General features: G+C 69.5%; 17 protein-coding genes and 1 tRNA gene. 8 read left to right on the forward strand and 10 right to left on the reverse strand.

The features are described from left to right. Positions 1 to 36 precede the first annotated feature (36 nt). The 3 genes from ACFXC1_RS40240 to ACFXC1_RS40250 all read left to right on the forward strand — a co-directional run bounded on the left by ACFXC1_RS40240 (position 37) and on the right by ACFXC1_RS40250 (position 3,747). Positions 37 to 1,074 (forward strand): SGNH/GDSL hydrolase family protein, encoded by a 1,038-nt coding sequence (locus ACFXC1_RS40240; RefSeq protein ID WP_381252396.1) that lies wholly within the window; start codon positions 37 to 39, stop codon positions 1,072 to 1,074. A gap of 371 nt (positions 1,075 to 1,445) precedes the next feature. Then, positions 1,446 to 2,666 carry an acetyl-CoA C-acetyltransferase gene (locus ACFXC1_RS40245; protein WP_201050105.1) on the forward strand — a complete coding sequence of 407 codons (1,221 nt, stop codon included), beginning with the start codon at positions 1,446 to 1,448 and terminating at the stop codon, positions 2,664 to 2,666. A gap of 283 nt (positions 2,667 to 2,949) precedes the next feature. Then, positions 2,950 to 3,747 (forward strand): hypothetical protein, encoded by a 798-nt coding sequence (locus tag ACFXC1_RS40250; protein WP_381252398.1) that lies wholly within the window; start codon positions 2,950 to 2,952, stop codon positions 3,745 to 3,747. A 168-nt stretch (positions 3,748 to 3,915) separates the two neighbouring features. On the opposite strand, the gene ACFXC1_RS40255 is transcribed toward ACFXC1_RS40250, so the two are convergent. Further along, positions 3,916 to 4,227, reverse strand: a complete 312-nt coding sequence (locus tag ACFXC1_RS40255; RefSeq protein WP_381252400.1) for a hypothetical protein — start codon at positions 4,225 to 4,227, stop codon at positions 3,916 to 3,918. 102 nt (positions 4,228 to 4,329) lie between these two features. Between ACFXC1_RS40255 and ACFXC1_RS40260 the strand changes: the two genes are divergently transcribed. Continuing rightward, on the forward strand, positions 4,330 to 4,560 hold the full coding sequence (locus ACFXC1_RS40260) for a DUF4287 domain-containing protein (protein ID WP_026178224.1): 231 nt from the start codon (positions 4,330 to 4,332) through the stop codon (positions 4,558 to 4,560). 96 nt (positions 4,561 to 4,656) lie between these two features. On the opposite strand, the gene ACFXC1_RS40265 is transcribed toward ACFXC1_RS40260, so the two are convergent. The 4 genes from ACFXC1_RS40265 to ACFXC1_RS40280 all read right to left on the reverse strand — a co-directional run bounded on the left by ACFXC1_RS40265 (position 4,657) and on the right by ACFXC1_RS40280 (position 7,978). Further along, positions 4,657 to 5,544, reverse strand: a complete 888-nt coding sequence (locus ACFXC1_RS40265) for a Bax inhibitor-1/YccA family protein (protein ID WP_381252402.1) — start codon at positions 5,542 to 5,544, stop codon at positions 4,657 to 4,659. 171 nt (positions 5,545 to 5,715) lie between these two features. Beyond that, positions 5,716 to 6,909, reverse strand: coding sequence for a 4-hydroxybenzoate 3-monooxygenase (locus tag ACFXC1_RS40270; RefSeq protein WP_381252404.1), 1,194 nt, complete (start codon positions 6,907 to 6,909; stop codon positions 5,716 to 5,718). A gap of 140 nt (positions 6,910 to 7,049) precedes the next feature. Then, a complete protein-coding gene (locus ACFXC1_RS40275) occupies positions 7,050 to 7,637 on the reverse strand; it encodes a class I SAM-dependent methyltransferase (RefSeq protein ID WP_381252406.1) in 588 nt (195 codons plus the stop codon). 257 nt (positions 7,638 to 7,894) lie between these two features. After that, positions 7,895 to 7,978: transfer RNA gene (locus ACFXC1_RS40280), tRNA-Leu, on the reverse strand. A 403-nt stretch (positions 7,979 to 8,381) separates the two neighbouring features. Between ACFXC1_RS40280 and ACFXC1_RS40285 the strand changes: the two genes are divergently transcribed. After that, the gene (locus tag ACFXC1_RS40285) at positions 8,382 to 9,152 is read left to right on the forward strand and encodes an ABC transporter ATP-binding protein (RefSeq protein WP_381252408.1); all 771 of its coding nucleotides are present in this window, start codon (positions 8,382 to 8,384) and stop codon (positions 9,150 to 9,152) included. A gap of 86 nt (positions 9,153 to 9,238) precedes the next feature. Next, positions 9,239 to 11,767, forward strand: a complete 2,529-nt coding sequence (locus ACFXC1_RS40290; protein WP_381252410.1) for an ABC transporter permease — start codon at positions 9,239 to 9,241, stop codon at positions 11,765 to 11,767. A gap of 55 nt (positions 11,768 to 11,822) precedes the next feature. Here the strand turns inward: ACFXC1_RS40290 and ACFXC1_RS40295 are convergent, their stop codons facing one another. Both ACFXC1_RS40295 and ACFXC1_RS40300 read right to left on the reverse strand, forming a co-directional pair. Beyond that, entirely contained in the window at positions 11,823 to 13,115 is a 1,293-nt protein-coding gene (locus ACFXC1_RS40295; RefSeq protein WP_381252412.1) for a class I SAM-dependent methyltransferase, read from the reverse strand. Between the two features lie 220 nt (positions 13,116 to 13,335). Continuing rightward, a complete protein-coding gene (locus tag ACFXC1_RS40300; protein ID WP_381252414.1) occupies positions 13,336 to 14,721 on the reverse strand; it encodes an NAD(P)/FAD-dependent oxidoreductase in 1,386 nt (461 codons plus the stop codon). Between the two features lie 540 nt (positions 14,722 to 15,261). Between ACFXC1_RS40300 and ACFXC1_RS40305 the strand changes: the two genes are divergently transcribed. After that, positions 15,262 to 15,534 (forward strand): type II toxin-antitoxin system Phd/YefM family antitoxin, encoded by a 273-nt coding sequence (locus ACFXC1_RS40305; RefSeq protein ID WP_381252416.1) that lies wholly within the window; start codon positions 15,262 to 15,264, stop codon positions 15,532 to 15,534. Further along, complete coding sequence (locus tag ACFXC1_RS40310) at positions 15,531 to 15,800, forward strand: type II toxin-antitoxin system RelE family toxin (protein WP_381252418.1); 270 nt, start codon at positions 15,531 to 15,533, stop codon at positions 15,798 to 15,800. The genes ACFXC1_RS40305 and ACFXC1_RS40310 overlap by 4 nt, the downstream gene beginning before the upstream one ends. Before the next feature lie 93 nt (positions 15,801 to 15,893). On the opposite strand, the gene ACFXC1_RS40315 is transcribed toward ACFXC1_RS40310, so the two are convergent. The 3 genes from ACFXC1_RS40315 to eno all read right to left on the reverse strand — a co-directional run bounded on the left by ACFXC1_RS40315 (position 15,894) and on the right by eno (position 19,374). Beyond that, on the reverse strand, positions 15,894 to 17,453 hold the full coding sequence (locus tag ACFXC1_RS40315) for a DUF501 domain-containing protein (RefSeq protein ID WP_381252420.1): 1,560 nt from the start codon (positions 17,451 to 17,453) through the stop codon (positions 15,894 to 15,896). Positions 17,454 to 17,501: 48 nt separating this feature from the next. Beyond that, the gene (locus ACFXC1_RS40320) at positions 17,502 to 17,978 is read right to left on the reverse strand and encodes an FtsB family cell division protein (RefSeq protein WP_381252422.1); all 477 of its coding nucleotides are present in this window, start codon (positions 17,976 to 17,978) and stop codon (positions 17,502 to 17,504) included. Between the two features lie 109 nt (positions 17,979 to 18,087). Next, positions 18,088 to 19,374: a phosphopyruvate hydratase gene (eno, locus tag ACFXC1_RS40325; protein WP_381252424.1), complete on the reverse strand. Its 1,287-nt coding sequence runs from the start codon at positions 19,372 to 19,374 to the stop codon at positions 18,088 to 18,090. Positions 19,375 to 19,461: the final 87 nt, after the last annotated feature.

Raw genomic sequence — 19,461 nt, forward strand, 5'->3', positions numbered from 1 at the left:
GAGTGGTTGACGGCTACGAGGAGGTGGCGGCGACGTATGACGAGGATGTCGAGGGCGCGGGTGGCCCGGCGGATCGCGGCCGGTGCGGCGTACGGCGGTGGCGGGGTCGGGCTGGTGGGCGCGGCGGCCGTCGGCCTGGTGCTGGCCGAGGTGCGCTTCGTGAAACGGCATGTGGGCAACGGCCATGCGCCGGGCGGCAACCATGTGCCCAGCGCCGACGGCCGCTACGGCCATGTCTACGACACCCCGGGTGAACCCCCGCTGCGGCTGACCATGCTCGGCGACTCCACGGCCGCCGGGCAGGGCGTCCACCGGGCGGCCCAGACCCCGGGCGCACTGCTGGCCTCCGGCCTCGCCGCGGTCGCGGAACGCCCGGTCGAGCTGCGCAACGTGGCCCTCCCGGGCGCCCAGTCCGACGACCTGGACCGCCAGGTCGCGCTCGCCCTCGCGGACACCTCCCGCGTGCCCGACGTCTGCGTGATCATGATCGGCGCGAACGACGTCACCCACCGCATGCACCCCACCAGATCGGTCCGGCACCTCTCGGCGACGGTACGGCGGCTGCGTACGGCCGGTGCCGAGGTGGTCGTCGGCACCTGTCCCGACCTCGGGACCGTGGAGCAGGTCCAGCAGCCGCTGCGCTGGCTGGCCCGCCGGGCCTCCCGGCAGCTGGCCGCCGCCCAGACGATCGGCACGGTCGAACAGGGCGGGCGCACGGTGTCGCTGGGCGACCTGCTCGGCCCCGAGTTCGCGGCGAACCCCCGCGAGCTGTTCGGCCCGGACAACTTCCACCCCTCGGCGGAGGGGTACGCGACCGCCGCGATGGCGGTCCTCCCGACCGTCTGCGCGGCGCTGGGCCTCTGGCCGGCCGAGGAGGACCGCCCGGACGTGTCCCGCCGCGAGGGCTTCCTGCCGGTGGCACGGGCCGCCGCGGAGGCGGCATCGGAGCCGGGCACGGAGGTCACGGCGGCCATGCCGACGGGGCCTCGGGGACCTTGGGCGTTGCTGAAGCGGCGGAAGCGGCGGCGGGTACCGGAACCGGAGGCGGCTCCCTCCAGCCCGACCGGCGTTTGAGGAGGCGGCTCCCTCCAGCCCATCCGGCACCTCTTCGGCACACGCCCGGGCGCAGCCTCCAGGGACGCCCGCCCCTGCCGGCCCGCGCCAGTCGTCCGCCGGACGGGCTGGGGGTTGGCGCACTTCTCGACCCACCGAGTCGGGTGGTGGGTGGGCAGGGCACAGGTCGGGGGTCCAGGGGGCGGAGCCCCTTGGGACGTCCGGCCCGGCCCAGCCGCACCACTGGCCCGCTCTACCGCCGGAGGCCCAAGCAAGCGCTTAGACAATTGCGGTCAGGGTCACACCGCGCTTCCCGTGACCGAGGCCATACGTACGGGTAACTTCCCAAGGAGCCCTGCACATCACACCGTACGAACGCCAATGGAGCCGTGATGCCCGAAGCCGTCATCGTCTCGACCGCCCGCTCCCCCATCGGCCGCGCCGTCAAGGGCTCCCTCAAGGACCTGCGCCCCGACGACCTGACCGCCACGATCATCCAGGCCGCCCTGGCGAAGATCCCCGAGCTGGACCCCGCGCTCATCGAGGACCTGATGCTCGGCTGCGGCCTCCCCGGCGGCGAGCAGGGTTACAACCTCGGCCGGATCGTCGCCGTACAGATGGGCATGGACCACCTGCCGGGCTGCACGATCACCCGTTACTGTTCCTCGTCGCTGCAGACCAGCCGTATGGCCCTGCACGCCATCAAGGCCGGCGAGGGCGACGTCTTCATCTCGGCCGGTGTCGAGATGGTCTCCCGTTACGCCAAGGGCAGCTCGGACGGCCTCCCGGGCACCACGAACCCCCTCTTCGACGAGGCGCAGGCCCGCACCGCCGCCACCGCCGCGTCCGAGGGTTCCACCTGGCACGACCCGCGTGAGGACGGCCTGCTCCCCGACCCGTACATCGCGATGGGGCAGACCGCGGAGAACCTGGCCCGGATCAAGGGCGTCACCCGCCAGGACATGGACGAGTTCGGTGTCCGTTCGCAGAACCTCGCCGAGGAAGCCATCAAGAACGGCTTCTGGGAGCGCGAGATCACCCCGGTCACGCTGCCGGACGGCACGGTCGTCAGCAAGGACGACGGCCCGCGCGCCGGCGTCACCCTGGAGGGCGTCTCCGGCCTCAAGCCGGTGTTCCGCCCGGACGGCCTGGTCACCGCCGGCAACTGCTGCCCGCTGAACGACGGCGCCGCCGCGGTCGTCATCATGAGCGACACCAAGGCCCGCGAGCTGGGCCTGACCCCGCTGGCGCGGATCGTGTCTACCGGTGTCTCCGGCCTCTCCCCCGAGATCATGGGCCTCGGCCCGGTCGAGGCGTCGAAGCAGGCGCTGGGCCGCGCCGGTCTCACCGTCGACGACATCGACCTGTTCGAGATCAACGAGGCGTTCGCCGCCCAGGTGATCCCGTCCTACCGCGACCTGAACATCCCGCTGGAGAAGCTGAACGTGAACGGCGGCGCGATCGCCGTCGGCCACCCCTTCGGCATGACCGGCGCGCGCATCACCGGCACACTGATCAACTCCCTCCAGTTCCACGACAAGCAGTTCGGCCTGGAGACGATGTGCGTCGGCGGCGGCCAGGGCATGGCGATGGTCATCGAGCGCCTCAGCTGACCAACTCCCCGTAGCCGTACGGGAACCTTGCGTCACCATCAGGCCCGGAACCCAGCAACCACCTGGGTTCTGGGCCGATTTGTGATCCAATCTCCCCCAGGATGTGACCTATCTCCCTTCGAAGAGGGATTTTCCCAGGTCAGGACCGTTTCACCACCAAACATCAGGCCCAAAGTCCTGCCCGTTTCGTGACGTTACGCACTGACAGCTGGTTAGTCCGCCCTTCAAGCTGATGTAGGAAGTCGGGGGCCGACTTTGAACCGGGAGTACGTCAGTGAGCGCCATGCCGATCGCTTTGCTGCTCACCACGGCCGCCACAGGCGCCGTGGGCGTTGCCGTCCTGCGCACCCTCTTGGTGCTCCGTCGACAGGTGGCGGACCTGCACATCGAACTGGCCGAGGGCCGGGCCGCCGCCGTACGGGCGCTCGTGCCCGCCGCCCGCAGCCATGCCGACGCGGACGAGATACGCGCCGCCGTGGCCGAGGCACTGGCCGAGGAACGGGAGCGGGAGCTGGCCGAGGCGCGGGCCTTCTGGGCCGCCCAGGAAGCCCGCGACACCGAGGTGCCGACCCTGCTGGGTCTGCCCGACAGCGAGCTGTTCATGCCCCGCCAGAGCGACTTCGTGGGCCTCGAACCGCTGGAGCCGGTGACCGAGCCGTTCACGGAGCCCGAGGAATTCGCCGGGGGTGCCCCCTCTGGGGGAGACTCCCCCGAACTGGCCGCGGCCCGCCGCCGCCACCCGTCCCACCCGGACTTCGTCCCGGCCCAGTCACCGGTGGCGAACGACCACGAACGCACGGTGGCCACGCTGGAGGAGCTCGCCGAGTCCGCCGTAGAACTGGCCGACGTCCGTCCCGGCCCGCTCGGCACGCTCGACGTCTACGTCTTCGTCGACGGAACCACCCTCTGCATGACCCCCGGCCACCGCGAAACCGCCGAACGCCTCGCCGCGGCCCTCCGCGCCGGCGAGACCCCGTTCCTCCTGGGCGGCTCGGGTGTCTCCGGCGCGTACACACTGACGTTCGCGTGCGGTGAGGAGAACGTGTACATCCTGGCGGACAGGGTTATAGCGTCACTCTGATTCGTTGCCGGGTGCGGGTCGGTGGGGGCTGGTCGCGCAGTTCCCCGCGCCCCTGAAAGACACGGCGCGCCCGCGTTTTTAGTCTTCAGAGGCGCGGGGCTGTGTCAATTTGCGGCTCCGCCGCGTGGGCGCGACCAGCCACAACGCACCCGCACCAGCCGACGTACCTCAGACCCCCGCCCTCTTCTGCGCCTCCGCAACCAACCCGAGCGCCTCGTCGACCTCGGCGTCATTCACCAACACGACCGCCAAGTCATGCACAGCCACGGTGATTTGATCGGCGGCCGCGAACATCCCCGCGTCCGGCATCTCCCGAGGCACCCCCGAGGGGTCCTCAACCCGCTGCGCCCACAGGGCGAACTCCCTGGCCAGCCCCAGCGCCTCAGCGGCAGCGCCCCGTTGCAGACGGCTCTGCGGCGCAGCCCGCAGCCGGTCCGCGAAGTGATCCACCGCTCGAGTCAACCGCGTCGTATCCACCACGCCGCGAGACTACGCGCCGCACCGGGACTGTTGCCAACGGGCGAACGCTCAGGCACGGTGACTTGAAGGACCGGCTTACACCCCATGCGTCCGGAGGCGCCGATGTCCCAAGTGTTCTCCCAGGAGACCCACCGCAACCTGCTCGCCCGCATCCCCCATTGCACCGGTCGTGAAGTATCCGACTGGCTGCGCACCGTCGACGAAGGCCCCGCCCTCTTCCGTTTCGAGGAGAAGGTCAGCTGGCTCCGCGCCGAGCACGACCTCGCATACGGCCACGCCAAGGCGATCATTCACGAGTACGACCTGAGGAGGGCCGCGCGCAAACTGCTCTAGGCGCGCACCACAGACCGACCCATCACAGACTTACGGACATGACGAAGGGCCCCGGGGACGAACCCGGGGCCCTTTCGCGGATCAGCCTGCTGTCGGCTAGTCGTTGCTGTTGAGGATCGCGATGATCCGCAGGAACTCCATGTAGATCCACACCAGCGTCAGCGTGAGTCCGAAGGCCGCGAGCCACGCCTCTTCCTTCGGGGCGCCGTACGCGATGCCGTCCTCGACCTGCTTGAAGTCCAGGGCGAGGAAGCAGGCGCCGAGGATGATGCCGACGACGCCGAAGAAGATGCCGAGCGGGCCGCTGCGGAAGCCGAGGCCGTCACCGCCGCCGAACACCGCGAACAGCAGGTTGACCGCCATCAGCAGCACGAAGCCGAGCGCGGCGGCCATCACGAAGCCGTAGAAGCGGCGGTTCACGCGGATCCAGCCCGCGCGGTACGCGATGAGCACGCCGGCGAAGACCGCCATCGTGCCGATCACGGCCTGCATGGCCGCGCCGCTCGCGATGCGGTTGTCGACGACGCTGGAGACGACGCCGAGGAAGACGCCTTCCAGCGCGGCGTACGACAGGATCAGCGCCGGGACGGGCTTGCGCTTGAAGGACTGGACGAAGCCCAGCACCATCGCGATCAGCGCGGCGCCGATCCCGATGCCGTAGGAACGGCCGATGTTGGCGTCGTCGACCGGGAGCAGTACCCAGGCGAGCGCGGCCGTGACGATCAGCGTGCCGAGGGTGGTGCCGGTGCGCTGGACGACGTCGTCCATGGTCATCCGGCCGGTGGTGGCCGGGGCCTGGGGCGGCGCGCCCTGCTGAAGGTCCTGCTGGGCGTACGGGTTCTGCGCGTACGGGTTGCCCCCGGCGTAGGGGTTGCCCTGCGTTCCTACGGCGGGGCCCCCGGCCTGCGGCGCGGTGTTGAAGCCCGCGTAGCCGTTGTCGCGGCTGAACCCCCGTCGCGAGAAGACCGGGTTTCTGCTCCTCATTTCACTCCTCCATGGCCGCCTCGCGCGGCCTTGGCCTCAAGAGTAATAGGTAGGCAAAAGTTTGACCCTACCTCTTGGGGAGGATCTTCCCCTCGTCCTGCCAAGGTACGCGGTGGACCGCACCCCCTGTGAACACTGGTACCAACCCGTGACGCCCGTCTTAGAAGGCCCTTATCCCTGTTCATCCGGTTCATCCAGGGGGAACCCGGTGTACGCCTCCGCGAGGTCCGTCTCGGCCGCCCGCGAGGACGCGATCCGTTCCAGCCGGGCCAGCTGGAGCCGCCCCTCGAAGGGCGTGGCGTCGGGCGCGGGGTGCAGGAGGCTCGTCATGTCGTAGGAGAACCGCTCGGCCTGCCACACCCGCCGCAGACAGGTCGCGGAGTACGCGTCGAGCCGCTCCTCGCTCCCCGTCTTCCTCTTGTACGTCAGTGCCCGCGCAAAGGTGACGACGTCGCCGACGGCGAGGTTGAGGCCCTTGGCCCCGGTGGGCGGCACGATGTGCGCGGCGTCGCCGGCGAGGAAGAGCCGGCCGTACCGCATGGGCTCGTGGACGTACGAGCGCATGGGCGTGACCGACTTCTGGGTGATGGGCCCGCGGTCGAGCGTCCAGCCGTCCTCGGTCTCGAACCGGCGCTCCAGCTCGTCCCAGATCGCGTCGTCGCTCCAGCTCTCGGGGTCCGTGTCCGTCTCCACCTGGAGGTAGAGACGGGAGACGGAGGGGGAGCGCATGGAGAGGAGGGCGAAGCCGCGGTCGTGGCGGGCGTAGACGAGTTCGTCGTGCGAGGGCGCGACGTCGGCGAGGATGCCGAGCCAGGCGTACGGGTACGTCCGTTCGAAGACGCGGGTGAGTTCGGCGGGGATCGCGTTGCGGGCGACGCCCCAGAAGCCGTCGCAGCCGACGACGTAGTCGCAGTCGAGGACGTCCTCGCGGCCGTGCTGCCGGAAGCGGACGCGCGGGCTGTCGGTGTCCGCGCCCTCCACCGCGAGCGCCTCCGCCTCGAACAACAGCGGCCCGCCGTCCGCGAGTTGAAGGGCGATCAGGTCCTTGCACACCTCGGTCTGCGCGTAGACCATCACGCTGCGGCCGCCGGTGAGGGCCGGGAAGTCCACCCGGTGCCGCCGCCTGTCGAACCGCAGCTCGATGCCGTCGTGCCGGAGTCCCTCGCGGTCCATCCGCTCCCCGGCCCCGGCCTCGCGCAGTACGTCGACGGTCCCCTGCTCCAGGATCCCGGCCCGCTGCCGGTGCTCGACGTACTCGCGGTCCCGGCTCTCCAGGACGACCGAGTCGATACCGGCGTTGTGCAGCAGCCGGGCGAGGAGGAGTCCGGCGGGGCCGGCTCCGATGATGCCGACGGTGGTACGCATCGGGGGGTCCCTTCGAGTGCGGGCCGTTCAGTGTGTTCGTTCGAGTTTTGTTCGTGAGGTGAAATTTCCTTCACCTATCTGCTCCGCCTCAGTCTCCGACCGGCCGGGCCGGACTGTCAACGGTCCGAGGGCGAGCCGTTTCAGGTGGCGGCGAGCCGGAAGTGCCAGACGACCACGAGCGGGGAGTCCTCCAGGGCCGCGACCGACGCCTCCGGGCACCAGTGGTGCAGGTCCCAGGACGGGTGCGTCGGGAGCGGGTCCGGGGCGGCAGGGGCGAGGAAGCCGCGGGGACGCCAGGGCTCCACGCAGCCGTGGACCTGCAAGCCCAGCGGGAGGGCCGCGCTGAGGTAGTCGCTGAGTGGACGGTGGTACCCGGCGAGGAGGGGCGCGCGGCCGTCCGGGCCGGGGCGGCGGGGCAGGGTCGGCCGGAGACAGGACGACAGCAGATGGGCGTCCGAGATGACGAGGTGTCCGCCGGGGCGCAGGACGCGCGCGAACTCCCTTGATACCGGGGACAGTTCGGGGACATGGGTCAGGGCGAGCGCGCATACGACGGTGTCGACCGCGTCGCCGGGAAGCGGGAGCCGGTGCAGGTCGGCCTCGCGGAAGTCGACGTCCGGGAGGCGCTCGCGGGGCCGGGCGAGCATGTCCGGGGAGGCGTCGACGCCGGTGACCCGGTGGCCGAGTCCGTGCAGGTGGGCGGTGTGACGGCCGGTGCCGCAGGCCACGTCCAGATTGCCGGGGGCGTCGTAGTGCGGTGCGCCTCGTCGGGGTCGAACCGCTCCGTCTGCTGCGAGGCAGCCCCGCCAATGCCCGTACGCCACTTCACCAGCCGGACAGCGACTTCGCCGGCCTTGCTTCGCGTGGACGCACTGACACCATGACCGCAACGTAGGTGCCCGTGTTCTCGCCGTGTTCTCGCGCCACGAACGAGCGACGGCGATAACAGGAAGTTCCCGCAGGTCACAGTCAGTGACCACGATAGTGCCCGGAGCCGGACTTGAACCGGCACGCCCGCGAAGGGGCAGCGAGGTTTAAGCTCGCCGTGTCTGCATTCCACCATCCGGGCAGGCCGTGGGCTCCGCATCGAGGTCCCGAGCCTATCGGGGCGCGTCTCCCCAACAGCGGGCGGGCGTACCGATGTTGTCTTATTTTATTGATGTCTGAGGGTTCATCAGACCGTGGAAAGAGCCATCAGCACTTGCCAATAGCCTTGCGTGCGCTGTGGGGGCCTGTATGCGGAATGACGGAATTTCACCGCCCGAACGAGGGTGCTCCACCGGTTCTTGACCTGGTACTGACTCAGGGGCCGGCTCGGGGGTGACTCTCATCCCCAGGTATGACAGCGCCGCGTGCAGTCCGACTGAAGGCTGCCTCCGGAACCGGAACAGCGGGTGACTACACGGCGGGATACGGCCGGAAGGATGGGACACGTCCCCAGCAACACCGTCGTCCCGACAGGAGTGCCCTCCGTGACCACCACCCCCATCGCCGACCGGACCACCTCAGTGGCCGCGCGCGCCACGGATCTTTCCAAGATCTACGGACAGGGCGAGACCCAGGTGGTCGCCCTCGACCAGGTCTCGATCTCCTTCCGGCAGGCCGAGTTCACGGCGATCATGGGCCCCTCGGGGTCCGGCAAGTCCACCCTCATGCACTGCGTGGCCGGCCTGGACTCGTTCTCGTCCGGTTCCGTCCGGATCGGCGACACGGAGCTGGGCTCCCTGAAGGACAAGCAGCTCACGAAGTTGCGCCGGGACAAGATCGGTTTCATCTTCCAGGCGTTCAACCTGCTGCCCACGCTGACGGCCCTGGAGAACATCACGCTCCCCATGGACATCGCGGGCCGCAAGCCCGACAAGGAGTGGCTGGACTCGGTGATCCGGATGATCGGTCTCTCCGACCGGCTCAAGCACCGGCCCTCCCAGCTCTCCGGCGGCCAGCAGCAACGCGTCGCCGTGGCAAGGGCGTTGGCCTCCCGCCCCGACATCATCTTCGGTGACGAGCCGACCGGAAACCTCGACTCGCGCTCCGGCGCCGAGGTGCTGGGCTTTCTGCGCAACTCCGTACGGGAGCTGGGGCAGACGGTCGTCATGGTGACCCACGACCCGGTGGCCGCGGCCTACGCGGACCGCGTGGTCTTCCTCGCGGACGGCCGCATCGTCGACGAGGTCTTCGAGCCGACGGCGGAGTCGGTGCTCGACCGCATGAAGCGGTTCGACGCCAAGGGCCGGACCAGTTAGGTCTTTTGACGGTCTCTCAACTCGCAGCACCAGTAACCGACTTCGCCGCCCGGCCCACCCCTCGTACCCCTGGACTGAGTAGACCCATGTTCCGAACCGCCTTGCGCAACGTACTCGCGCACAAGACCCGGCTCCTCATGACCGTGCTCGCCGTGATGCTCGGCGTCGCGTTCGTGTCGGGGACCCTGGTCTTCACCAACACCATCTCGAACGCCTTCCAGAACAGCTCGGCCAAGGGCTTCGACCAGGTCGACGTCGCCGTGCGGCCCAAGTCCCAGGACAGCAAGGGCGACACGGTCGGCAAGACGCCCGAGCTGACCCAGGCCATGCTGGACACCAGCGCGAAGGTGCCGGGCGCCGCGTCCGCGACCGGAGTCGTCAACGGCTTCACCGCCATCGCCGACAAGAAGGGCAAGCTCATCGGCGGCGGCTTCCAGTCCGAGGGCGGCAACTACTCGGGGGACAAGGACGCCCGCTATCCCCTCAAGTCCGGTACCGCACCGCACGGTTCGGGCGAGGTCGCGATCGACTCCGAGACCGCGAAGCGCGCCGGGTACAAGGTCGGCGACACCGTACGGCTGTCGGTCGACGGGCCGGTGCTGTCCCCGAAGATCACCGGCATCTTCACCACCGACGACGGCAACGTCGCCGCCGGCGGCAGCCTCGCCCTCTTCGACACGGCCACCGCGCAGAAGCTGTTCGGCAAGGCGGGGACGTACGACGAGATCGATGTGAAGGCGGCGGCCGGGACGAGTCAGGCGGCGCTGAAGTCCGCGCTGGACCAGGCCCTGCCCAAGGGTCAGACGGAGACCACCACCGCCCAGAGGCTCGCCGACGACCAGGCCAAGACGATCGCCTCCTCGATGAGCGGCCTGAAGTCGGGACTGCTGGTCTTCGCGGGCATCGCGCTCTTCGTCGGCACGTTCATCATCGCCAACACCTTCACCATGCTGGTCGCCCAGCGCACCAAGGAACTGGCGCTGCTGCGCGCGGTCGGCGCCTCCCGCCGCCAGGTGACGCGGTCGGTGCTGCTTGAGGCGTTCGTGGTCGGCGCGGTCGCCGCGGTGGCGGGTCTGGTCGCCGGTATCGGCATCGGCGCCGGGCTGCGCGCGCTGATGGGCACGATCGGCGCGACCGTCCCGGACGGGCCGCTCATCATCACCTCGGGCACGGTCCTGAGCGCCCTCGCGGTCGGCATCCTCATCACCATGCTCGCCGCCTGGCTGCCCGGCCGCCGGGCCGCGAAGATCCCGCCGGTCGCCGCGATGAGCAGCGTGCACGCGACGGCCACCACCAAGTCGCTGGTGCTGCGCAACACGCTCGGCGCGCTGTTCTCCGGCGCGGGCGTCGCGGTCGTCATCGCGGCCACGACGATGAACGGCTCGGACGGCCAGGCCCCCATGGGGATCGGCGCCGTACTCCTCATCATCGGCGTGTTCATCCTGACCCCGCTGCTGTCCCGCCCGCTGATCGCGGCCGCGGCTCCGGTCCTGCGGATCTTCGGGATCTCGGGCAAGCTGGCCCGCCAGAACTCGGTGCGCAACCCGCGCCGTACGGCCGCCACCGCCTCCGCGCTGATGATCGGCCTCACCCTCATCACCGGCATGACGGTGATGGCGGGCAGCCTCCAGCAGGCGATCGACAGGATGGCCTCGTCCGCGATCAGCGCCGACTACATCGTCTCGATGGCCAACGGCAACGAACTCTCCGCCGACGTCGACAAGACCCTCACCACCACCTCCGGCGTCACCGCCACCAGTCCGCTGCGCAACGCCCCTTCGCGCATCGACGGCGAGACCGAGTTCCTCACCGGGGTCAACGGCTCCGCGATCGGCAAGCTCACCGATCTCAAGGTCGACAGCGGCACCTTCAAGGTCGCCGGCACCGAGGTCGTCGTGGACGACGACACGGCCAAGTCCCATGGCTGGAAGGCCGGTTCGACCTTCACCACGCACTACGAGGACGGCAAGGCGCAGCAGCTGACCGTCTCCGCGGTCTACGAGGGCAACGCGCTGATCCGCGGCATCATGCTCGACAACGCGACGCTCGCCCCGCACCAGACCGACCCGGCCGACATGCAGATCCTGGTCAAGACGGCGGACGGCGCGTCGAGTTCGACGAAGGACAAGCTGGAGAAGGCCCTCGGCTCCAACCCGGCGGTCAAGGTCCAGGACAAGAAGGACCTCTCGAACAGCATCGCGCAGGTCTTCACCCTGATCCTCAACATGGTCTACGGCCTGCTCGCCATGGCGGTGATCGTCGCGGTCCTCGGGGTCATCAACACCCTTGCCATGTCGGTCTTCGAGCGCTCGCAGGAGATCGGGATGCTGCGCGCGATCGGCCTGGACCGCAAGGGCATCAAGCGGATGGTCCGCCTGGAGTCCCTGGTCATCTCGCTCTTCGGCGGGGTGCTCGGCATCGGCCTGGGCGTCTTCTTCGGTTGGGCGGCCGGTGAGTTGATCGGCTCGAAGATGGCGACCTACGAACTGGTCGTCCCCTGGGCACGGATGGCGCTCTTCCTGCTCCTGGCGGGCACGGTCGGCGTCCTGGCGGCCCTGTGGCCGGCCCGGCGGGCGGCGAAGCTGAACATGCTGTCGGCCATCAAGTCCGAGTAGCCGTAGACGACTTGGGGCCCTGTTCCGATGCGGAACAGGGCCCCTTGCCGTTTGCTCAGTTCCAGGTGCGGGCGCGCAACGGCATTCCGGAGCCGCCCGGTTCGGGGGTCTTGACGGCCAGCACCTGGTTGACTCCTATGCGGTTGCGCTCGAAGCCGAGCGCGGAGGCCGCCATGTAGAGCCGCCACACCCGGGCCCGTCCGGCGCCGACGAGCCCGACCGCGCGCCGCCACTCGGCCTCCAGGTTGGCGACCCAGCGGCGCAGGGTGAGCCCGTAGTGCTCGCGGATCGCCTCGACGTCCCGCACCTCGAACCCGGCGCTCTCCAGCTGGGTCACGGTGGTGCCGACCGGGGCGAGTTCGCCGTCGGGGAAGACGTACGCGTCGATGAACTCGTCGATGTCGTACGCCGATTCGTCCTGCCACGGGCGGCGGGCGATCTGGTGGTTGAGCAGCCGCCCGCCCGGTCCGAGCAGTGCGTAGAGAACCCTCGCGTACTCCAAGTACCGTGCGGAGCCCACGTGTTCGGCCATGCCGACGGAGGAGATGGCGTCGTAGGGCCCGTCGGTGACGTCGCGGTAGTCCTGGACGCGGATCTCGACCTTGTCGGTGAGCCCCTCCTCGGCGACACGCTTACGGGCGTAGGCCGCCTGTTCCTGCGAGAGGGTCACGCCGACGACGCTCACGCCGTACTCGCGGGCCGCGTGGATCGCCATCGAACCCCAGCCGCAGCCGACGTCCAGCAACCGCTGACCGGACGTCAACTCCAGCTTGCGGCAGATGAGTTCGAGCTTGTCGCGCTGGGCGTCCTCCAGGGTGCCGTCAGGGGACTCCCAGTAGGCGCACGAGTAGACCATCGAGGGGCCGAGGACGATCTCGTAGAAGTCGTTGCCGACGTCGTAGTGGTGACTGATGGCCCGCTTGTCGGTGCGTTTGGTGTGGAGGTGGGCGCGGCTGCGGCGGACCTCCTCCGGGGGCGGGGCGGGCGGCAGCGGGAGTCCGGCGAGCTTCACCAGGCCGCGGGCGGCGGAGCGCACCTCGGGGTCGCGCAGGGCCTGGGCGAGTCCCCGGGCGTCGGCACCGCGCTCCCACACCAGCGTGGACATCGCGTCCAGGGCCGCGTACAGGTCGCCCTCGATGTCCAGGTCTCCGGCGACCCAGGCACGCGCCATTCCGAGTTCCCCTGGCTTCCACAGGAGTCGGCGCAGGGCGCGGCGATTGCGTACGACCAGGGCCGGCGCATCGGGCGGCCCCGCCTCGGAACCGTCCCAGGCGCGGATGCGCACCGGGACGGGGGTACCCAGCAGCTGCTCGAAGAGGGATTTGAGCCGCAGCGCGGCATCAGCCATGGCGCACACCTCCGTGACGCGGATCCCGGAATTGTCCATCACTACGTAAACACCGGCCAGGCCCGCTCGCAGTCCTGCTTGAGCATTACGAGTAGGCAAAACAGATGTAGAGGACATGTAGATGCGGGGCGCCGGGAATGCCGGGAACGCCGAAGGGGCCGCCCGCACCACGGATGGCGGACGGCCCCTTCGGGCGTACTTCGGAGGTGACCGGAGGGGGTCAGGAGGCCTTGGCCTTCTCCTCCGTCTTCGCGGCGGCGGCCGGGGCCGGGGCCGGCTTGGCGGCCTCGTAGAACTCCTCGCGGGGGTTCTCCATGGCGCCGAGCGAGACGACCTCGCGCTTGAGGAACATCGCGAGCGTCCAGTCGGCGAAGACGCGGATCTTGCGGTTCCAGGTCGGCATGGCCAGACCGTGGTAGCCACGGTGCATGTACCAGGCGAGACGGCCCTTGACCTTGATCTTCACCTTGCCCATGACGATCATGGCGACGCCCTTGTGGAGGCCGAGGCCGGCCACGGCGCCCTTGTTGGCGTGCGAGTACTCCTTCTGCGGGAAGCCACGCATACCGGAGATCACGTTGTCGCCGAGGACCTTCGCCTGGCGCAGCGCGTGCTGGGCGTTCGGCGGGCACCAGGCGTTCTCGACGCCGGCCTTGCGGGCGGCGATGTCGGGCACCTGGGCGTTGTCGCCGGCGGCCCAGATGTAGTCGGTGCCGGTGACCTGGAGGGTCGGCTGGGCGTCGACGTGACCGCGCGGGCCGAGCGGCAGGCCGAAGCGGGAGAGAACGGGGTTCGGCTTGACGCCGGCCGTCCACACGATCGTGTTGGAGTCGACCTCGAGGCCGTTCTTCAGCACGACGTGGCCGTCGACGCAGGAGTCCATCGAGGTCGAGAGGTAGATCTCGATCCCGCGGCTCTCCAGGTGCTCCTTGCCGTAGAGGCCGAGCTTGGGGCCGACCTCCGGGAGGATCTTGTCGGCGGCGTCGACGAGGACGAAGCGCATGTCCTCGCGGGAGACGTTGCTGTAGTACTTGGCCGCGTCCCGGGCCATGTCCTCGACCTCACCGATGGTCTCCGCACCGGCGAAACCGCCGCCGATGAAGACGAAGGTGAGCGCCTTGCGGCGGATCTCCTCGTCGGTGGTGGAGTCGGCCTTGTCGAGCTGCTCAAGGACGTGGTTGCGCAGGCCGATGGACTCCTCGATGCCCTTCATGCCGATGCCCTGTTCGGCGAGGCCGGGGATCGGGAAGGTGCGGGAGACCGCGCCCATCGCGATGACGAGGTAGTCGAAAGGCAGCTCGTACGCCTCGCCCACGAGGGGGGCGATCGTGGCGACCTTGCGGTCCTGGTCGATGGTGGTGACCCGGCCGGTGAGGACCTCCGCCTTCGGCAGCACGCGTCGCAACGGGACGACGACGTGCCGAGGGGAGATGCTGCCGGCGGCGGCTTCGGGGAGGAAGGGCTGGTAGGTCATGTACGACCGGGGGTCGACGACCGTGACGGTCGCCTCGCCGTAGCGCATCTTCTTGAGAATGCGCCGAGCTGCGTACAGGCCTACGTACCCACCGCCTACTACGAGGATCCTGGGACGCTCCGTGGTGCTCATGGCATCGAGTATCCACCCGCCCCAGGGGGGTCGCTCGTGCGCCCCTTCACAAGCTTCCACAGGGGCTGTGTTATCCTCCGCGACTCGCATGATCCAGGTCACCTCGCGCCAGGGGAACCACGGTGCGGTTCGCCCCGTTGTCAAGGCTGCGTGAGCTGCTCCTCTGCCCCGCCGAACCCCCTGGACCACACCTCCGCGACACCCTCCCGAAACTCCCCCGAATCACTCCCGTACCGGCCCTCTGGACACGCCCCCGAGCCCGCCGGGGCCCCGGACGGGCCAACCGGGGCCTTTTCCTCGTCCAACAGGGCCGAATTCCTTGTGAAGAACTTCACGAACTTTTCCGCGGGCGTGTCACCGAGGGGCTCACGAGGCCCCCTCGGACCCGCTCATACGTTGTCCGACCTGCTCAGCCGTCGACTACTGGACAGTAACATGCGATGGATGGACGGACCCCGCCCGAGCGGCCACAGCTGCGTCCGACACCGGATCACCGGTTCACTTCGACCATGTGTACACACATGCGCGTACACTGACGTCATGACCGAGGAATCCGTGACCATACGGGAAGCCCGCGCCCATCTCGCGGAGCGCATCAACCTGGCCGAGGAAGGCACCCCGACGGTCATCACCCGCAACGGCACTCCGGTGGCTGCCGTGGTACCGATCGCGGACTTCGAAGCCCTGGAAGAGGCGGCCGACGTCATGTTGGCCCGAGAGGCCGAAGCGGTCCTGGCCGAGAACGGCCCCACCGTGACCATGGCCGAGCTGCTGGCGGATCTGTTCACCGAGCACGGTGAAGGCGCCGCGTGAAGTACGCGTTCCGGTTCACCACGGCGGCGCAGCGGCAGCTCCGGGCCATCAGCCGACTCGACGCCATGCGCATCCTGACCGCCCTGACCGCGCTCGGTGACGACCCGTATCGCGAGGACGCCGACGTCAAGAAGCTCACCGGTCCGTCGGGGCTCTACCGGCTGCGGGTCGAAAGCTGCCGGGTCGCCTACCAGATCAACGATGGCGAACTCGTCATCCTCGTCGTCAAGGTGGGCGCCCGGCGGGACGTGTACCGCAACCTGTAGGCGGTCGGGCCGAAGACCCATCCGATCCCGTCGAGGATCCCCGTCCCGATCCCGTCGAGGATCCCGTCGAGGATCCCCGTCGAGGATTGCCGCCTACCGCGACCCGGCCGCCGTAGAGAACGCGATCCCGTCCAAGATGTCGTGCTCGCTGACCACGACCTCCGTAGCGCCCGTGCGCTCCATGATCGAGAGGAGTACGAGGGCGCCCGCGCCGATGACGTCGACGCGGCCCGGGTGCATGGACGGGATCGCGGCGCGTTCGGCGTGGGTGGATTTCAGCAAGGAGTCCGTGATCTCGCGGACGCGGTCGTAGGAGACGCGGGAGTGGTGGATGGCCTGCGTGTCGTACTCGGGGAGGTTCTGGGCGATCGCCGAGACCGTGGTGACCGAGCCGGCCAGGCCGACCAGGGTGCGGGCCTCGCGGAGCGGGACCGTCTTCGCGGCGAGGTCGAGAGCCTCCTCGATGTCGGCGCGCATCGCCGCCACCTGCTCCGGGGTCGGCGGGTCCGTGACCTTGCCGTCGGTGACGAGGTGGCGCTCCGTCATACGGACGCAGCCGATGTCCACGGAGCGGGCGGCACGGACCTGGTCGTCGCCGACCACGAACTCCGTGGAGCCACCGCCGATGTCCACGACCAGGTAGGGCTTCGCGAGGGCCAGGTCGTCGCGGCCCGTCAGTTCCTTGGTCGCGCCCGTGAAGGAGAGCTCCGCCTCCTCCTCGCCGGTGATCACCTCCGGCTCGACGCCCAGGATGTCCAGGACGCCCCGGACGAAGTCCTCGCGGTTCGAGGCGTCCCGGGAGGCCGACGTGGCCACGAAGCGGACCTTGTCGGCGCCCTTCTCCCGGATCACCTCCGCGTACTCACGGCAGGCCGCGAACGTCCGCTCCAGCGCCTCGGGGGCCAGCCTGCCGGTCTTGTCCACGCCCTGGCCTAGCCGCACGATCGTCATCCGCCGGTCCAGCTCCCGCAGTTCACCCGTGGCCGGGTTCACGTCCGCGACGAGCAGCCGGATGGAGTTCGTACCGCAGTCGACCGCCGCGACCCGGCTGAAGCCGTCGTCGAGCAACGGGACTTCGGAGAAAAAGGTGCTGCGGATCGTGGTGGGGTCCGAGACCTCGTCGGCCGGGTCCGGTGCCGCCAGCGGCTGTACGCACGGGCCCTTCGCCCACCACTCCGGCAGCATCGCGAGGGCCTCGTCGCCGAGCGGGTTGACGCCCGGGCCCGCGGCCAGGGAGTGGCCCACGAGGACGTGCAGGCACTTCACGCGGTCCGGCATGCCGCCCGCGCTCGGGAAGCCCTCCAGGACCTCGATGGCGTCGCGGCGCGCGATGTAGTCCTCGTGCGCGGCACGGTACGCGGCGGCCAGTTCGGGGTCCGTCTGCAGCCGGGCCGTCATCTCCTTCATGACGCCGTTCGCCTCGAGCGTGCCGATCGCCGAGGCGGCCTTCGGGCACGTCAGGTAGTACGTCGTCGGGAAGGGCGTGCCGTCGGGGAGGCGGGGGGCCGTCTCCACCACGTCGGGCTGTCCGCACGGGCAGCGGTGCGCGATCGCGCGCAGGCCGCGCGGCGGACGCCCGAGCTGCTGCTTGAAGGCCTCGACATCCGCGTCGGTGGGCTCGGTGCGCGGAGTGGACGGCGGGGGCGTTTCCATGACTGTCTTCAGGACGTCTTTCTATGGGTCAGTGCTCGCTGGTGGTTCTCACTGGTCGGAGGCGTCGGACTTGTCGACGCCGTCCCAGACGTTCGAGTACCAGGGGCGGTCGGCCGCCCCCAGCTCGGCGCGCGACTGCTTGGCCGCGTCCGGGTCGATCACGATGTAGCCCGTCTCACCGGGCATCACGTAGTGCAGCCGCTGCCGGATCTGCTGCTCGGCGTACGAGTCGTCCTGCCAGCGTGCCTTGAGGTCGCGGAGCTGCTCGACGCGCTGCCGGGCCTGCTCCTGCTGCCGCTCCAGCTCGGAGATCTCGGCGCGCTGGGAGACGTACTGCCTTATCGGGTACGCCAGCGCCACGATCAGCGAGCAGAGCACCAGGGCGAGGAGGGCCGCCCGGCCGGTGAGCCGGGAGCGGCGGGCCTGCCGTTTGGTCTGGGAACGGTAGACACGGGCCGCCGTCTGCTCGCCGAGCAGCTTGAGCCTGGTCGCGGTGGAGAACCGGTCCCGGTCCTTCACGGCCATGTCCCGCCTCCCCTTCACACGTGCGTACGTCCCCGCACACGGTACGGGACCGGGTGCGGGGACGTACGTACGACTGGCTAAGGATTGACCCGGTGGAACCCTGGGAGGGTCAGCCCTTGAAGCGCGGGAAAGCGGAGCGGCCCGCGTACTCCGCCGCGTCGTCGAGGATCTCCTCGATGCGGAGCAGCTGGTTGTACTTGGCGACGCGGTCCGAGCGGGCCGGGGCGCCGGTCTTGATCTGGCCGCAGTTCACCGCGACCGCGAGGTCGGCGATGGTGACGTCCTCGGTCTCGCCGGAGCGGTGGGACATCATGCACTTGAAGCCGTTGCGCTGGGCCATCTCGACGGCGTCCAGGGTCTCGGTCAGCGAGCCGATCTGGTTCACCTTGACGAGCAGGGCGTTGGCGGTGCCCTCCTCGATGCCGCGGGCGAGGCGCTCGGGGTTGGTGACGAAGAGGTCGTCGCCGACGATCTGGACCTTGTCGCCGAGGCGGTCGGTGATGACCTTCCAGCCGGCCCAGTCGTCCTCGTACAGCGGGTCCTCGATGGAGACGAGCGGGTACGCGGAGACGAGCTCCTCGTAGTACTCGGTCATCTCGGCGGCCGAGCGGGACTTGCCCTCGAACTCGTACTTGCCGTCCTTGTAGAACTCGGACGCGGCGACGTCGAGCGCGAGCGCGATCTGCTCGCCGGGGATGTAACCGGCCTGCTTGATGGCCTCGAGGATGAGGTCGAGGGCGGCGCGGTTGGACTCCAGGTTCGGGGCGAAGCCGCCCTCGTCGCCGAGGCCGGTGGACAGGCCCTTGGTCTTCAGCACCTTCTTGAGGGTGTGGTAGACCTCGGCGCCCCAGCGCAGCGCCTCGGAGAAGGACTCCGCGCCGATCGGGGCGATCATGAACTCCTGGATGTCCACGTTCGAGTCGGCGTGCGAGCCGCCGTTCAGGATGTTCATCATCGGAACGGGCAGCAGGTGCGCGTTCGGGCCGCCCAGGTAGCGGAAGAGGGGGAGGTCGGAGGCCTCGGAGGCGGCGTGCGCGACGGCGAGGGAGACGCCGAGGATGGCGTTGGCGCCGAGCGAGCCCTTGTTGTCGGTGGCGTCCAGGTCGAACATGGCCTGGTCGATCAGGCGCTGCTCGGTGGCGTCGTAGCCGACGAGCTCCGGGCCGATCTGCTCGATGACGGCGAGGACGGCCTTCTCGACACCCTTGCCGCCGTAGCGGTTGGGGTCGCCGTCACGCAGCTCGATGGCTTCGAAGGCACCCGTGGAGGCGCCGGACGGAACGGCGGCACGACCCGTGCTGCCGTCGTCGAGGCCGACCTCGACCTCGACCGTGGGGTTGCCTCGGGAGTCCAGGATTTCCCGGGCTACGACGACGTCGATGGACGGCACGAGCATCTCCTTCTTGGGGTCTGACGCGGCTACGGCAACACCGCAGCGGCTCTGCGAGACGAGCCTAACCGGCTCCGGGCGATTGGCCATCCG

This window comes from Streptomyces hokutonensis, assembly GCF_042751305.1.
Taxonomy (GTDB): Bacteria; Actinomycetota; Actinomycetes; order Streptomycetales; family Streptomycetaceae; genus Streptomyces; species Streptomyces hokutonensis_A.

Coding starts and splice junctions, on each gene's coding strand:
- ACFXC1_RS40300 (WP_381252414.1), bottom strand. CDS start 14,721: ATGAGCACCACGGAGCGTCCCAGGATCCTCGTAGTAGGCGGTGGGTAC.
- ACFXC1_RS40250 (WP_381252398.1), top strand. CDS start 2,950: ATGCCGATCGCTTTGCTGCTCACCACGGCCGCCACAGGCGCCGTGGGC.
- ACFXC1_RS40305 (WP_381252416.1), top strand. CDS start 15,262: ATGACCGAGGAATCCGTGACCATACGGGAAGCCCGCGCCCATCTCGCG.
- ACFXC1_RS40270 (WP_381252404.1), bottom strand. CDS start 6,909: ATGCGTACCACCGTCGGCATCATCGGAGCCGGCCCCGCCGGACTCCTC.
- ACFXC1_RS40295 (WP_381252412.1), bottom strand. CDS start 13,115: ATGGCTGATGCCGCGCTGCGGCTCAAATCCCTCTTCGAGCAGCTGCTG.
- ACFXC1_RS40315 (WP_381252420.1), bottom strand. CDS start 17,453: ATGGAAACGCCCCCGCCGTCCACTCCGCGCACCGAGCCCACCGACGCG.
- ACFXC1_RS40265 (WP_381252402.1), bottom strand. CDS start 5,544: ATGAGGAGCAGAAACCCGGTCTTCTCGCGACGGGGGTTCAGCCGCGAC.
- ACFXC1_RS40245 (WP_201050105.1), top strand. CDS start 1,446: ATGCCCGAAGCCGTCATCGTCTCGACCGCCCGCTCCCCCATCGGCCGC.
- ACFXC1_RS40240 (WP_381252396.1), top strand. CDS start 37: ATGACGAGGATGTCGAGGGCGCGGGTGGCCCGGCGGATCGCGGCCGGT.
- ACFXC1_RS40320 (WP_381252422.1), bottom strand. CDS start 17,978: ATGGCCGTGAAGGACCGGGACCGGTTCTCCACCGCGACCAGGCTCAAG.
- eno (WP_381252424.1), bottom strand. CDS start 19,374: ATGCTCGTGCCGTCCATCGACGTCGTCGTAGCCCGGGAAATCCTGGAC.
- ACFXC1_RS40260 (WP_026178224.1), top strand. CDS start 4,330: ATGTCCCAAGTGTTCTCCCAGGAGACCCACCGCAACCTGCTCGCCCGC.
- ACFXC1_RS40290 (WP_381252410.1), top strand. CDS start 9,239: ATGTTCCGAACCGCCTTGCGCAACGTACTCGCGCACAAGACCCGGCTC.